Annotated in this window: 11 protein-coding genes, 1 other RNA gene, 2 pseudogenes and 1 other annotated feature; of the genes and pseudogenes, 2 read left to right on the plus strand and 12 right to left on the minus strand. The window is 38.1% G+C overall.

All coding sequences use genetic code 11. The features are described 5' to 3' along the window. Window positions 1-23 precede the first annotated feature (23 nt). The 10 genes and pseudogenes from alaS to cymR all read right to left on the minus strand — a co-directional run bounded on the left by alaS (window position 24) and on the right by cymR (window position 10,695). Window positions 24-2,662, minus strand: a pseudogene (gene alaS / locus JCM21714_RS11990) (alanine--tRNA ligase). Between the two features lie 108 nt (window positions 2,663-2,770). Then, window positions 2,771-2,982: a binding site (T-box leader), on the minus strand. Window positions 2,983-3,114: 132 nt separating this feature from the next. Further along, on the minus strand, window positions 3,115-4,215 hold the full coding sequence (locus JCM21714_RS11995) for an AI-2E family transporter (protein ID WP_052000570.1): 1,101 nt from the start codon (window positions 4,213-4,215) through the stop codon (window positions 3,115-3,117). Between the two features lie 2 nt (window positions 4,216-4,217). Further along, window positions 4,218-4,406, minus strand: coding sequence for a YrzR-like zinc ribbon domain (locus JCM21714_RS12000; protein WP_235182812.1), 189 nt, complete (start codon window positions 4,404-4,406; stop codon window positions 4,218-4,220). Window positions 4,407-4,622: 216 nt separating this feature from the next. Beyond that, window positions 4,623-6,077 carry an SF1B family DNA helicase RecD2 gene (gene recD2, locus JCM21714_RS21640; protein ID WP_439644463.1) on the minus strand — a complete coding sequence of 485 codons (1,455 nt, stop codon included), beginning with the start codon at window positions 6,075-6,077 and terminating at the stop codon, window positions 4,623-4,625. Continuing rightward, window positions 6,020-6,991, minus strand: a complete 972-nt coding sequence (locus JCM21714_RS21645; RefSeq protein ID WP_235182814.1) for a helix-hairpin-helix domain-containing protein — start codon at window positions 6,989-6,991, stop codon at window positions 6,020-6,022. Before JCM21714_RS21645 ends, recD2 begins: the two co-directional genes overlap by 58 nt. 18 nt (window positions 6,992-7,009) lie before the next feature. Then, the gene (locus JCM21714_RS12010; RefSeq protein WP_035724654.1) at window positions 7,010-7,678 is read right to left on the minus strand and encodes a tetratricopeptide repeat protein; all 669 of its coding nucleotides are present in this window, start codon (window positions 7,676-7,678) and stop codon (window positions 7,010-7,012) included. 306 nt (window positions 7,679-7,984) lie between these two features. Beyond that, entirely contained in the window at window positions 7,985-9,094 is a 1,110-nt protein-coding gene (gene mnmA / locus JCM21714_RS12015) for a tRNA 2-thiouridine(34) synthase MnmA (RefSeq protein ID WP_035724657.1), read from the minus strand. A 12-nt stretch (window positions 9,095-9,106) separates the two neighbouring features. Next, window positions 9,107-9,262: a hypothetical protein gene (locus JCM21714_RS24205; RefSeq protein ID WP_369403572.1), complete on the minus strand. Its 156-nt coding sequence runs from the start codon at window positions 9,260-9,262 to the stop codon at window positions 9,107-9,109. After that, window positions 9,241-10,254 carry a cysteine desulfurase family protein gene (locus JCM21714_RS12020; RefSeq protein WP_369403573.1) on the minus strand — a complete coding sequence of 338 codons (1,014 nt, stop codon included), beginning with the start codon at window positions 10,252-10,254 and terminating at the stop codon, window positions 9,241-9,243. Before JCM21714_RS12020 ends, JCM21714_RS24205 begins: the two co-directional genes overlap by 22 nt. Window positions 10,255-10,272: 18 nt before the next feature. Then, window positions 10,273-10,695, minus strand: a complete 423-nt coding sequence (gene cymR, locus JCM21714_RS12025) for a cysteine metabolism transcriptional regulator CymR (protein WP_035724660.1) — start codon at window positions 10,693-10,695, stop codon at window positions 10,273-10,275. A gap of 198 nt (window positions 10,696-10,893) precedes the next feature. Between cymR and JCM21714_RS12030 the strand changes: the two genes are divergently transcribed. Continuing rightward, window positions 10,894-12,156, plus strand: a complete 1,263-nt coding sequence (locus JCM21714_RS12030) for a replication-associated recombination protein A (RefSeq protein WP_035724662.1) — start codon at window positions 10,894-10,896, stop codon at window positions 12,154-12,156. A gap of 106 nt (window positions 12,157-12,262) precedes the next feature. Then, window positions 12,263-12,971 (plus strand): annotated as a pseudogene (locus JCM21714_RS12035) (RsfA family transcriptional regulator). An 86-nt stretch (window positions 12,972-13,057) separates the two neighbouring features. Here JCM21714_RS12035 and ssrS read toward each other — a convergent pair. Both ssrS and aspS read right to left on the minus strand, forming a co-directional pair. Then, window positions 13,058-13,256: non-coding RNA, 6S RNA (ssrS, locus tag JCM21714_RS19325), on the minus strand. A gap of 88 nt (window positions 13,257-13,344) precedes the next feature. Further along, window positions 13,345-15,096 carry an aspartate--tRNA ligase gene (gene aspS, locus JCM21714_RS12040; protein ID WP_035724664.1) on the minus strand — a complete coding sequence of 584 codons (1,752 nt, stop codon included), beginning with the start codon at window positions 15,094-15,096 and terminating at the stop codon, window positions 13,345-13,347. Window positions 15,097-15,100 lie beyond the last annotated feature (4 nt).

Here is a 15,100-nt window from a genome sequence, read left to right on the forward strand (position 1 = left end):
TTAGTTATTCAAAATTACCAAAATTATTGTGGATTTTGAGCATATTTTTCTACATAGTTAAATGCTTCTGATAGTTTGCTTGCATCTTTTCCGCCAGCTTGTGCCATATCAGGACGGCCACCACCGCCTCCGCCACAAATCTTGGCTGTTTCTTTAATTAAATTTCCTGCATGATAGCCTTCGCTCACTAGATCTTTGGTAACCCCTGCAGCTAACTGTACTTTGTCATTATTAACTGCAGCCAACAAAATAATACCTGATTCTAGCTTTTGTTTCATTTCATCTACCATTTGACGCAGTTGATTCATATCTGAAACATCTACTTTTTTCGCTAATATATGCTTCCCATTCACTTCTTTTACATCAGCTAATATAGAAGATGCTTCCTGTTGTGAAAGTTTTGCTTGTAAAGACTGTATTTGTCGTTGTTGTTCTTTAATTTCCTGGAATACATGTTCCAATCGCTCTGGCACTTGTTCTTCCATTGTTTTTAACTGGCTTGCAGCTGTTTGTAGCAACTGGTGCTTGCCATTAACATATTGATAGGCTCCTTTTGCTGTTACTGCTTCTATTCTGCGGGTGCCAGCACCAATTCCTGACTCAGAAACAATTTTAAACAGCCCTATTTCCGCTGAATTGCGAACATGACAGCCACCACATAATTCAATGCTATAATCGCCTATCTCTACTACTCGTACAATATCACCATATTTCTCACCAAATAGAGCCATTGCACCCATTTCTTTTGCTTCGTCTATCGTCTTATTCGTAATCGTCACTGGAATTGATGCCCAGATTTTTTCATTTACTTTTTGTTCGATTTCCGCTATTTCTTGCTCTGTTACTGCACCGAAGTGTGAAAAATCGAACGTAAACGTTCAGTTGCTACTAATGAACCAGCTTGATTCACGTGCTCTCCTAATTCGTCTTTTAATGCTTGATGCAAAAGATGTGTGGCCGTATGATTTTTAATAATGTATTGACGAGATAACTGGTCCACTTCGGCAAATACTGCTTGTCCTTTTGAAAGTGTCCCTTCCTGAACAAGGATACGATGTAAATTTTGTCCGTTAGGAGCTTTTTGTACATTTTGAACCTCGGCAGTACCATTCTCAAATAAAATTCTCCCTTTATCTGCAATTTGTCCGCCACTTTCAGCATAGAAAGGTGTTTCCGCTAAAATTAGATAGGCTTCATTTCCAGCTTCTACTTTATCGACCAGTTGTTTATCTGCTACAAGCTCTGCTACAGTAGTATCTGTTCTTAAGTAATCATATCCAACAAACGTACTGTCCACCTTGATATCACTTAGTACACTATCCTGAATCTGCATGGAATCTACTTTCTGTCGTGCATTACGAGCTCGCTCACGTTGTTTAGCCATTTCCTTTTCAAAACCAGCTTCATCCATCTTGAATCCTGCTTCCTCAACATATTCCTCCGTTAATTCTTTTGGAAACCCATATGTATCATAAAGACGAAATACTTCTTTACCCGGAAATAGTCTATGTCCTTTCGCTTTCTCGTTGTCGATAATGGTATGGAGTATTTGCAAACCTTCTTGTAAGGTCTCATGGAAGCGTTCTTCTTCTGTTTTCATAACATTTTGAATAAAGTCTTTTTTGTCATGTACCTCTGGATAGAATGCTTCCATAATCGCTCCAACCGTTGGGACAAGCTGATACATAAAAGGCTTCTCAATACCAATCTGTTTAGCATATCGTACCGCACGGCGCAATAAACGGCGCAATACATACCCACGACCTTCATTCGAAGGCAATGCTCCATCACTAACTGCAAAAGTAACGGTACGAATATGGTCTGCTATTACCTTGAACGCCACATCTGTTGCTTCACTAGCGTTGTAGGTCGTATTGGCTAATTTCTCTGTTTCTCTAATGATTGGCAAAAATAAGTCTGTTTCAAAGTTTGTTTTTGTATTTTGAATCACACTAACAAGTCGTTCTAATCCCATACCTGTATCAATGTTTTTCTTAGGAAGTGGAGTATACGTATCATCCGGATTATGATTGAATTGTGAGAATACAAGGTTCCAGATTTCTAAATAACGTTCATTTTCTCCACCTGGGTAGAGCTCTGGATCTGTTGCATCCTCCCCCCCATATGCTGCACCACGATCATAGAAAATTTCTGTATTTGGTCCACTTGGTCCTTCGCCAATATCCCAAAAATTTTCTTCTAATCTAATGATACGTTCTTCAGGCAATCCGATTTTGTCACGCCATAATACATATGCTTCTTCATCTTCTGGATGGACGGTTACGGATAATTTTTCCTGATTCAGGCCTATCCATTGCTTGCCAGTTAAAAATTCCCAGGCAAAGTCAATCGCTTCTTCTTTGAAATAATCGCCTATGGAGAAGTTACCTAGCATTTCAAAGAAAGTGTGATGTCTTGCAGTATAACCTACATTGGTAATATCATTTGTGCGAATTGATTTTTGTGCATTGGTAATACGTGGATTTTCAGGTACCACTCGACCATCAAAATATTTTTTTAATGTCGCAACACCACTATTAATCCATAATAATGTCGGATCATCTTTTGGTACTAATGATGCACTAGGTTCCACACCATGATTTTTTTCTTTAAAAAAATCCAGGAACATTTGTCGAACTTGAGCAGATGTTAGATTTTTCATTGGTTATCGCCTCCATACTTTATTTGATTGTATACTATTTGTGACTTGCTGTACTTTGCTTCTTTCTAGTTAATATATAAATAAAAAACTCCCATCGCTGCCAAGTATAGCAGGGACGAGAGTTATTTTTCCGCGGTACCACCCTAATTACAGCCAAAACAGGCTGTCACCTTTGCACCCTTAACGTGGATCATACGGCAGGAATTAGCTGCACTTCAAACTAGCTTCCTAGATCAGAGCGATTAGAATTCCTTCCAGCCAAACGGAAATTCCTCTCTTGGAAACGTTAATCTAGTACTCGTGTTTTTCATCGTTTTTATTATTGACTTTGCTAGCATATTATAGAAAAGTTTTGGCTATCTGTCAATTGCTTTCATTAACTAGAAAGTATGATTAAGATTATTATGTAGTTTTGATCCTTTCCTAGTAAAGTTATCTGCTATTTAAGGAAATTAGTGGCGGTTTTCCTTAACTTCGCTTCTTTTAATGGAATGAAGCTTTATATTATGATAAATAAGCGGTATCGCAACTCTTCCAACCGCTAATAATGGCATCGCAAAGATCATACCTACGATTCCTGCTAGTTTGGCTGCAATGAATAATGTGAGAATCAAATATACGGGATGGACATGGATACTTTTCCCAACAATAAATGGAGAAAGTAAATTTCCTTCTAGAAGCTGCACAACTAAAACTACTATGATCACATATATGACCATTTCAGATGAGATCGTCAGTGAAATTAAAATGGCTGGAATCGCTCCTATAATCGGCCCAAAGTAAGGAATGAAATTTGTTAAGCCAATAATAGTTGAAAGTACTATTGCATAGCGCATATCAATCCATTTTAATAAAAAGTAACTTATTAGACCAACAAGAAAACAAACAAGAATCTGTCCTCTAATATACTGTCCCAGACTATCCTCCATGTCATGTGCTAATCGTTTTGTGAAAGATTTATATTGTTTCGGGATTATTTTTAGGATACCTTGTTGCAATAGCTTATAATCCTTCAGGAAGTAAAAGGCTAATATCGGAATCACTGCGATCATAACAAATAAATCAAATAGCATCGGGATATTTTGAATAATACCTGCCAGTAGATTTCCCAGCTTATCTTCTATATTTGCAAAAAATTGATCTAATTTATCATGAAATCCCTCAGGTAAAAATGAGGTCTGTTCATAGAAACCATAGATAAAATCACGATAAGCATCAAAGAATTGCGGGAGATTTTCTTGTAATTCATTGATCTGTTTAATCCATACCGGCAAAGAAACATAGATACCATATCCTCCAAGTACAAAAAACAAAAGATAGATTAAAATAATCGCTACTGGTCGAGGTATATGATATATATGGATTTTTTCCACAATTGGATGTAATAAATAAGCAATTAAACCCGCTATTAAAAATGGAGCTACAATTTGCAGAAACATATGCAACACGTTTTTGTAAAATGGAAAAAGTATATACATCAGATAAAGGAAGAAAACAGCTAAACACAGAATAACTAATCTAAGTGCCATTTGAATTTTCGATTGATTAGACATTGTTAACTTTCAATACGTCTTTCATCATCTGAAAATAAATCATCCAATGAACTTAATGAACCATCTGCTTCAACTTCGTGCAAATGCAACATATCGTTTTGAACAGATAATTCAATGTAACAATCCCAACAATAGTATTGCTGAGGACCTATGATTCCGATATTCTTGCTGCGACAATTCGGACAAATCACAAGGCATTCCCTCACTTTATCGTTTTATTATTCATCCTTTCCTATTTTTTAATAATTATACATATGCAGGAGAAAAAGTAATAATCAAACCCTCGTCTTTATGTAGTAATTTTGAAATATTTATACAATACCACTCCCGCTCCGGCTGCCCACTTCCCTTTCGGTTTTTACCACTGTGATAACTCCTAAAATAGCTTGCTTGAAACGTTCAGGATATTATTCCATAAAATCATATGGAGAAAAGTCTTCTTGTCCGACGTTAACCGCTAATAATCGCTCATCAGCACTTAACTGGCTGTCTTGTTTCTTCTTCTGATTAATATCAAACAGCTCATGTAAATAACTAACAAGCGAGGTGTATCGCTGATTCGTATCTTCCGTTCTTACCCCCCCACGTAGAAAGGCTTGCTTATCCCCACACATAACAAGGGATTGCTTCGCTCGTGTTATTGCGGTATAGATCAGGTTTTTTCGAAGCATACGGTTATAACCGTGGATAATCGGGATAACTACAATCGAGAATTCACTTCCTTGTGATTTATGGATGGAGGTACAGTAAGCATGCATGAGATTCATCAAATCTGCTTTTCCATAAGCAACTTCTTTCTCATCAAATGATACGACGACCTGCTCTTCCTGTTCCGTATTTTCATCCTTTTCAAAAATAGCCACCACTTCACCTATATCTCCATTAAACACACCATCTTCTGGTTGGTTCACCAGTTGAATCACTTTATCCCCCCCTTTACGATAAACAATATCACCAAACCGCATCTCTCTTCTACCTTGCTGGGGGGGATTTATCACAGCTTGTAATTCTTCATTCAATTTATGAATACCGGCTTTCGACCGATACATCGGTGCAAGCACCTGAATTTGACGTTGGTCCACGCCTTTTTCATGTGCCTTTTTAACTACTTGCTTCACAATATCAACAACTTGATAATCAGGACAACTAAAAAAGTTAAAATCTGTTGCTTTGATTAAGGAATCTGCATGCACCTGATTATTTTTGATTTCATGAGCTAACTGGATGATTTTTGATCCTTCTTTTTGTCGATATACTTCTTTCAATGGTATCGATTGTACGACATTACTTTTTAATAAATCTGCCAGTACTTGCCCTGGTCCGACAGATGGCAACTGATCTTCATCCCCCCCAACGATTAATACTTGCATATTATTTGGAATCGCACGGAACAGTTGATAAGCTAACCAAATATCAACCATCGAAAATTCATCTATGACAAGAATTTTACCTTTTAAAGGATTATCTTCATCTTTATCAAATGTCTCATGTCCGTCCCAGCCTAATAAACGGTGAATGGTGACACTATCAATTCCTGTTGACTCTTTCATCCGTTTTGCAGCTCGACCTGTTGGAGCTGTTAACACAAATGGATAGTCCTCATCATCTTTATAATCGTCCTTGTCTAGTGAATGATCATGGATTTCTGCATAAGCATTAATGATGCCCTTAATAACCGTTGTTTTTCCTGTGCCAGGACCACCAGTTAAGATGAAAATTTTCTCTGATAAAGCCGTTTCAATCGCATCATATTGCTCTTTGCCATAGCTTAGTGCTTCCTCTTCTTCAACTGCCCCTACTATTTTTAATAATTCAGCATCTGTAAAAATCCGTTCCACTTTTTTCTCAGATATTCGTTTAATTTGGGTACAGAAGCCTGTTTCAGAATAATAAAGTGATGGGAGATATACTTTTTTTCTATAACAATAATTTGCTTATCTTTGTTCAATTCAATTATTTCTTTTGTCATTTTATCGATATCAATGTTATTCGCTTCTCCATCGAGTAATCGATCCATTTCATGAAGTAAATGATCTAAAGGCAGATAGACATGTCCATCCTGAAGACTGTTCTGCAAAAGGTAAATACAGGCTGCTTGCAACCTTGTCGGATGATCGCTTGTTATATCATGTTCTCGAGCCATTTGATCTGCACGCAAAAAACCAAATCCCTCCACTTCAAATACAAATGCATAGGGATTTGTCTGCAAAGTATCCAATGTCTCATCTTTAAAGGCAGCATACATTTTTTGGGCCATTTTTAAACCAAAGCCATATTTCGATAATTGAATGACGATATGCTCAAAACCTTGATTTTCCTGAAGGATTTGATATATTTTCTCCTGTTTATCTTTTGGTATTCCCTTCACTTGTGCTAAAACCGATTGATCATTTAGTATTTTCGATAAAGCGTATCCCCCTAACATATGTACAATCCGTTCGGCTGTTTTCTTACCTACACCAGGAAAGAGATCGCTCGATAAATATGCAATCACGCCCTCTTTTGATTCAGGCAAAAAGCGCTGATAGCTTTCGACTTGAAATTGGCGTCCAAAGCGCTTATGGTCGACAACTCTTCCATAGAATTCATAGGTTTCACCGGGATCTAATCGACGGAAATAGCCTTTTATAACCACTTCATCTTCCTCAAATTTCTGATTGGTTTCGAGGATTTTAATCTTTGCAATGGAAAAATGCTCTTGCTTATTTTCAAAAATCGTATGAATCATTTCGCCTTTGATAAAGTTTCTTTCATCTGTTATTTGTTCTGTTTCCACTGCAAAGTCCTCCTCTCTTTATTCGTTCTCTTCCAACATTTTTTCAATTTGTTTCTTTCCATTTCCTGCTAGCAGATGTTCTGGTTGAATCTTTAGAGCATGGTTAAAATAGTCGAGTGCCTGGTCAACATTTTCCTCGAAAAGAGCGACCACCCCCCCTAAATTATAGTAAGCATCACTGTGTTGTTCTTTTAACTCAAGAACCTGATGAAAAATATTCTTCGCATGATCCAATTGCTGCGTTTGTGCCAACGCAAGTCCATACTGAAATTGAACATCCACATCTTCTGGACTTAATTCACTTGCACGCTGTAAATATGGCAAAGATAATTTATACTGTTCATCATATAGAAATGTCATCCCTAACATAAAATAAGGATCTGCTTCTTCCAAGCCTAAACTGATCGCTTGTTGAAAATTGATTTTTGCCGGATCAAAATCATCTTGCTCGAAGTATACATTGCCTAATCCATAATAAGCGGTCGCTGCTTTGGGATCTAATTCAATTGCTTTATTGTAAAAATTTAATGCTCTATCATAGTCTTTCATATGTAAAAGTAGATTACCAAAATTAATATAATGAACAGGCTCACTTGGATTTTTTTCGATCGCATTCGTAAAATACTGTACGGCTTCTTCCAGCTTTCCTTCTGTCATATACTGAATTCCCTGATCCATTTCTGTCATGCTAAAACCTCCTGCTCTCATTTTAGCTTAAATGGGAACTTACGTGCAACTAGTGTCTATAATAATATCGATTATGGACAAAGTGACGCTGATCTGAATAAATTTGTCCGTAACAATGATTATTATGGACAAATTTTATGCTTTCGTCGTAGTTTTGTCCATTAGATCCATTCTTATGGACAACTTTTACCATGTTAACTATTTTCTGTCCGTTAGATGGACAATAATATTCTTTTTTCAATTAATTTGTCCATTAGAATTTCACAAATAAATGGGACAGCATGAAAACGATGCTGTCCCAACTATTTATCCAACATATTCTAATACTTTATTATCCTTAATAACTTCATTAATTGTTCCTCCACCGAGACAGACCGTATCCTGATAAAAGACAACAGCTTGTCCAGGAGTAATGGCACGTTCAGGTTGGTCGAAGATAACTTTTGCTGTACTATCTTGATTGGGATAGACAGTTACGCCGTTATCATTCTGACGGTAACGGAATTTTGCTGTGCAATGAAACGGTTCCGTTGGCTGCTCGTTAATCCAATTGATATCTGTTGCAATCAATGCGTCAGAATAGAGGGCATCATTATGATAATCAGCACCAACATACAGGATATTATCCTCCAGGTTTTTACCGACCACAAACCATGGGCCACCCGGTCCGCCTATTCCTAATCCTTGTCGTTGACCGATGGTGTAATACATAAGGCCATCATGATTTCCTTTTACTTCTCCATTTAATGTCACCATTTTACCAGGTTGTGCCGGGAGGTATTCGCTAAGAAAGTCTTTGAAATTTCGTTCTCCTATAAAACAGATGCCCGTACTATCTTTTTTTGCTGCGGTAGCTAGTTGATGTTCTTTAGCAATCCGGCGTACTTCTGATTTTGGTAAATGTCCGAGTGGGAACATCACCTTCTGTAAGACATCTGCAGACAATTGATTAAGGAAATACGTTTGGTCTTTGTTATCATCAACACCACGCAACATTTCAACATGGCCTCGATCACGTGTTATTTGAGCATAGTGGCCTGTTGCAACATAATCTGCGCCAAGTGATAATGCATGATCGAGAAATGCTTTGAATTTTATTTCTTTATTACACATCACATCAGGATTTGGTGTTCTTCCAGCTTTATATTCATCTAAAAAATAGATAAACACTTTATCCCAATATTGTTTCTCAAAATTAACAGCATAATACGGTATATCTAATTGATTGCATACTCTTGCTACATCGTCAAAATCCTCAGTCGCAGTACAGACTCCAGATGCATCCGTATCATCCCAGTTTTTCATAAAGATACCGACAACGTCATAGCCTTGTTCTTTTAATAATAGCGCAGTTACTGACGAATCTACTCCACCGCTCATTCCTACGATTATTCTGGTATCTTCTTTTTTCTTCATATTGTCACCACCTTACTTTATAAGTTTTTTGACTATTTTTACTACTCGATCAGCTGCCTCTGTTACATTTTCCTGATTATTCGCAAGTCCGAAACTAAATCGAATGGAATTGGTTGTACAGGCACTATTTTCAGTAAACATGGCACTTAATACATGTGAAGGCTCCACAGACCAGCTGTGCAGGCACTTCCACTGGAAGCAGCCACTCCACTTAAATCAAAGTTGGTTAATAATGATTCGACATTAGCACCTGGAAAACTAAGATTAACAATCGTTGGCACTCGCTGACTATATTCGCCATTTATTGAAAAATCAAGCTCATGATCACGCATAATTTGTAAAAAGGTATCCCGATATTCCTGATAGGCTTGATAACGGGTGGCTCTTTCTGCTTGTGCTAGTTCAATTGCTTCGGCAAACCCGATAACAGCTGTCAGATTCTCTGTGCCAGGACGACGTTTGCGTTCCTGTTCCCCCCCGCCGTGTTGGAGTGCTGTTAATGTTATTTTAGGCTGGACATAGAGAAAGCCTACCCCCCCTTTTGGACCATTTATCTTATGAGAGGAAACCGTTAATAAATCCACGTTTAATTCGTTAACATCAATCTCTAACATCCCGAAAGCCTGGACTGCATCTGTATGAAAATAGGCTGGATGGTCCTGTAGAAGTTCTCCTATTTCCTTAATAGGCTGGATCACCCCTGTTTCATTATTTACCATCATCACTGTGATTAGAATGGTATCCTCGCGCAAGGCTGCTTTTAGATCATCTATATTCAGATACCCCTGTTCATTTACATCTAAATAGGTTACTTCAAATCCTTGTTTCTCTAAATTTTCTACAGTATGAAGTGTGGCATGATGCTCAATTTTAGTGGTAATAATGTGCTTCCCTTTATCTTGGTTATGATATGCCACACCCATTATCGCTAGATTATCCGCTTCTGTTCCACCACTTGTAAACACAATATCTTTTTCATGTGCATGAATAGATTGTGCCGCAATGGTTCGTGCTCTATCTAATTCCTGTCTAGCCTTTCTTCCAAAGGAATGAATACTAGAAGGATTTCCAAAAGTTTCTTGTAAGCTTGCAGTCATTACTTCAACAACAGCTGGATGTACCGGTGTTGTTGCAGCATGATCTAGGTAGATAGCTTTCATCCTGTTCCACCCTTTTCTTTAAATATAAAACATATAGGGATCTTGGGTACCCTTTTCTCCATATGTTGACAAGTCCTCTAATGTTGTGGTATCCAATACATCTTTGACGGCATCGCGAATACGAATCCACAGCTCCTGTTTCGCCGGCTCTTCATCTTCGATACCTTCGACTGGCGTAATCGGTCCTTCCAGAATACGAATGATATCACCTGCTGTTATATCTGCTGGTTCTTTTGCCAGAATATATCCGCCATATGCCCCCCCGCGAATACTTCTCACTAGGCTTGCGTTTCTTAGCGGTGCAACTAATTGCTCCAAATAGTGCTCCGATAAGTCATTTTCCTGTGCGATACTTTTTAACGACATTGGACCATTACCATTATTTTTTGCTAATTCAATCATAATTGTTAGCCCATATCTACCTTTTGTCGAAATCTTCATGGTTACACCTCATTTTTCCCTTTAAAAATATCTATACACAATATTAGTCATTAGTTGTTATTATAGCATGAATGGTATACTATTTGCAGAACAATTGAAAGTATGCTACAAGTCATTACATACTTGCCTATATTAAAAAAGCCGCAAATAAAAGTCAAGTTGCGTGCTTTGAACGGTAAATAAAGAAGGATGTCTTCCATGGCAAATCAACCACTTGCATTTCGAATGAGACCAAAAAATATAGATGAAGTAATTGGACAACAGCATCTCATAGGAAAAGGTAATATGATTAGAAGAATGGTGGAAGCAAATCGACTGCATTCGATGATTCTCTATGGTCCACCCGGTACCGGCAAGACGTCCATGGCAATTGGAATTGCCAACAGTTTGGGTCTCCGTTTCAAATTACTGAATGCTGCGATTGATAAGAAAAAAGATATGGAGATAGCTGTAGAAGAAGCAAAAATGTCTGGTCAACTTATTGTTGTATTGGATGAGGTTCACCGGCTTGATAAGGCAAAACAGGACTTTCTTTTACCACACGTCGAATCGAACCTGATTACTTTAATCGGATGTACGACAGCTAATCCTTACCATTCAATAAACCCAGCAATTAGAAGCAGATCGCACATTTTTGAGTTATTTCGCTTAGAACCATCAGATATTATCGAAGCGATGGACCGGGCTATTACTGATACCGACAAAGGATTAGGTCAATTACCGCTTGTAGTAGAGCAGGAAGCAAAAGAGCATTTCGCGAATGCATGTAATGGTGATTTACGTGCTGCCTTAAATGGATTAGAGTTAGCTGCCTACTCAACTCCTCGAGTGGATGATAAAATTGTCATCGATTTAGCAAATGCGGAAGCATGTATGCAGAAGAAAAGCTTCTCCCATGATAAAGGCGGGGACGCACATTACGATGTGTTATCCGCTTTTCAAAAGTCAATCAGGGGTAGTGATGTAGACGCTGCACTTCATTATTTGGGTAGACTGATTGAAGCTGGTGATCTGGAAAGTATTGCTCGTCGCATGCTAGTTTGTGCCTATGAAGACATTGGGCTTGCCAATCCACAAGCAGGATCAAGAGCACTTGCAGCGGTGGAAACCGCTGAACGTATCGGCTTTCCCGAGGCTAGAATTCCCTTGTCTGTAGCCATTGTGGAGCTTTGTTTATCACCAAAATCCAACACAGCTTATACAGCATTAGATGCAGCACTGATGGATATTCGAAGCGGTAATACAGGTGAAATCCCTGCCCATTTAAAAGATGCACATTATAAAGGAGCATCTGCTCTTGGTCGTGGTGTTGATTATAAGTATCCACATGCGTATGATGGTGGCTGGGTCAAACAACAATATTTACCCGATAAAATCAAACACAAACAGTACTATCATCCTAAAGATACTGGTAAGTTCGAGAAAAATTTGCAACAAATATATCAAAAGTTAAAAAAATAGGTTTAATACACTCCTTTTCTGGCCAAAATAGCAAATAAGCTCATATATTTGGACGATATCAATCTAGTAAATAAAAGTGCCAGAATCAAGCAAGGAGTGGACATATATGGCGAAAGTACGTCAGGATGCTTGGTCACACGAAGATGACCTGTTATTAGCCGAAACAGTTTTACGACACATTCGAGAAGGAAGTACGCAATTAAAAGCATTTGATGAAGTTGGGGGATAAATTAAATCGAACCTCGGCTGCATGTGGTTTCCGTTGGAATGCAGAAGTACGGCAAAACTATGAACAGGCAGTGCAAATTGCGAAAAAACAACGAAAAGATAGAAAACGAGCAATTGCTAATCAAACGGAAGTATATCACCCGCCAATGATCGAATCTGAACAGCAAGATACAGAGAAAACTAGATCAATGGAAGAAGAAGTTTATTCTCTTTTAAATTGGAGTTCTAATCGCGAACTGCCGCGACCTTCCGCTGAACCTGTTCAGGAGGAATACAATATCAACCTCGACCAGGTGATTCGCTATCTGCAATATTTGAAAAAAGAACAGAAATTAGTACAATCTTCACAAGTAAATCATCAGAATTTAGTAAAAGAGAATGATATACTGCAAAAGCAACTAGAAACAGAACAAGCAAGAGCAAGAAGTCTTGAAAAAGAGCTTATAACAATGAAAGACGATTATCAAGCTTTTATGCAAATAGTTGAACGCGCAAGAAAAATGGTGGTTTTCGACGAGGAAGAATCCCGTCCTATACCAAAGTTCAGAATGGACAAAAACGGTAACTTAGAACAAGTAGCTAAGTAAGAATGAGACAAAGAGCCTGTCCCATTGGCCCACTTAAAAAGGCACATAAACCTTTTAATGGTTTATGTGCCTTAGCTTTTGTATGTAATAATCCCAATTGTGCCGTCGCACTGGTGAGGTTTTGATCCCGCTCAAGGCAGGTGGGTGCCCTGTCTGATACTTCATGCTTCCGCAATCAATACTTTCGTAAGTAAGCGGCATGCACACCATATAAGAACACCGGGCTCCCGATGTTAATAGTGTTCGGTCAAAACATCGTTAATCCGACGAGCACATCAGGATTATTTGCTGTTTGTTTGTAATTAAATAATAGCATATTTCCAACGCTAATTCAAGCGGTTCTCTTTACAATTTCTGAACCAATTCTTTACAATCATTTTAATCTTAAATGTAACTCATTTAATTGTTTAATATCAACAGCATTTGGAGCATCTGTCATTGGATCTGATGCTGATGCGGTTTTTGGAAATAAAATCGTATCTCGTAAATTTGTACGTCCTGCCAGTAACATGATAAAACGGTCGAAGCCCAGGGCGATACCACCATGTGGCGGAGCACCAAATTCTAAGGCATCAAGTAAGAATCCAAATTGTGCCTCAGCTTCCGCTTTCGTAAATCCAAGTTTCTCAAACATCTGATTCTGCATTTCGCGCTGGTAAATACGCAGTGATCCTCCACCCAGTTCATAACCGTTTAATACGATGTCATAGGCTTGGGCACGAACTTCACCCGGATTTGTTTCTAATTTATCAAAATCAGATTCAAACGGCATAGTGAAGGGATGGTGTGCAGCATGATAACGACCAGCTTCTTCATCAAATTCTAATAATGGCCAATCAGTAATCCATAAAAATTCAAATTTACTTTCATCAATAAGGTTATGATCTTTTGCTAATTTAAGTCGCAGTGCACCTAATGTATCATAAACTACTTGTTTTTTGTCTGCTACAAAAAATAAGATATCTCCTGCATTTGCATCTAATAACTGACGGAATTGTGCTTGTTCCTGTTCAGAGAAGAATTTTGCGATAGGACCTATCAGTTCAGCTTCTTCTACTTTCAACCAAGCCAACCCTTTCGCACCATAAATTTTTGCGAAGTCTGTCATATTATCTAAATCTTTACGTGAGTAATGATCTGCTTTACCTTTTAAGTTTAAACCACTTACTTTTCCACCATCTTCCATTGCTTGACGGAATACCTTAAAACCCGACTCTTTTACCACTTCGGAAAGCGTAACTAACTCCATTGCAAAGCGAACATCAGGTTTATCAGAACCATAACGTTCCATTGCTTCATCATAAGGCATACGAGGAAAAGGCGTAGTAATATCTAATTCCTTCACCTCTTTCATTACCTTTTTCATCATGCGTTCTGTCATTTCCAAAATATCATCCATCGACATAAATGATGTTTCAATATCAATTTGAGTAAATTCAGGCTGACGATCAGCACGAAGATCTTCGTCACGGAAACAACGGGCAAACTGATAATATTTTTCAAAACCTGCTACCATTAACAACTGCTTAAATAATTGAGGTGACTGCGGTAATGCATAAAAGTAACCTTCATGAACGCGACTAGGTACTAAATAGTCACGAGCACCTTCTGGCGTACTCTTCGTTAACATCGGTGTTTCCATTTCCAGAAAAGCTTCTTCATTTAAAAATTCACGAACCGATTGTGTTGCTTTATGACGTAATTTAAATGTTTCCTGCATTACCTCACGACGTAAATCTAAGTAGCGGTATTTTAAGCGAACGTCTTCTGAAACGTCCATCTCATCCGTTAATGAGAATGGAGGTGTTTTCGCTTCATTTAGTACCTTTATATCTGAAACAACTACATCAATCTCACCTGTAGCAATTTTAGGATTAATTGTATCTCGATCCCTTTTAACTACTTTTCCTTTGACTTCGATGACGTACTCACTTCGAATGCTGTCGCCGATTGCATGTGTTTCTTTATTCTCTTCTGCATTACATACGATTTGGACCACACCAGAACGATCACGTAAGTCGATAAAAATAATTTCACCTAAATCGCGTCGTTTCTGAACCCATCCTTTTAATATGACTTCCTGATCTACATTTTCTTTTCGTAATGTTCCTGCCAGCGTTCGCATATTT

Source organism: Gracilibacillus boraciitolerans JCM 21714, assembly GCF_000521485.1.
In the GTDB taxonomy this organism is placed as follows: Bacteria; Bacillota; Bacilli; order Bacillales; family Amphibacillaceae; genus Gracilibacillus; species Gracilibacillus boraciitolerans.

Bases quoted from the DNA above. Each gene is read 5' to 3' on its own strand.
- JCM21714_RS12020 (WP_369403573.1), bottom strand. From the start codon at position 10,254: ATGAAAGCTATCTACCTAGATCATGCTGCAACAACACCGGTACATCCA.
- JCM21714_RS11995 (WP_052000570.1), bottom strand. From the start codon at position 4,215: ATGTCTAATCAATCGAAAATTCAAATGGCACTTAGATTAGTTATTCTG.
- JCM21714_RS12030 (WP_035724662.1), top strand. From the start codon at position 10,894: ATGGCAAATCAACCACTTGCATTTCGAATGAGACCAAAAAATATAGAT.
- mnmA (WP_035724657.1), bottom strand. From the start codon at position 9,094: ATGAAGAAAAAAGAAGATACCAGAATAATCGTAGGAATGAGCGGTGGA.
- cymR (WP_035724660.1), bottom strand. From the start codon at position 10,695: ATGAAGATTTCGACAAAAGGTAGATATGGGCTAACAATTATGATTGAA.
- aspS (WP_035724664.1), bottom strand. From the start codon at position 15,096: ATGCGAACGCTGGCAGGAACATTACGAAAAGAAAATGTAGATCAGGAA.
- JCM21714_RS12010 (WP_035724654.1), bottom strand. From the start codon at position 7,678: ATGACAGAAATGGATCAGGGAATTCAGTATATGACAGAAGGAAAGCTG.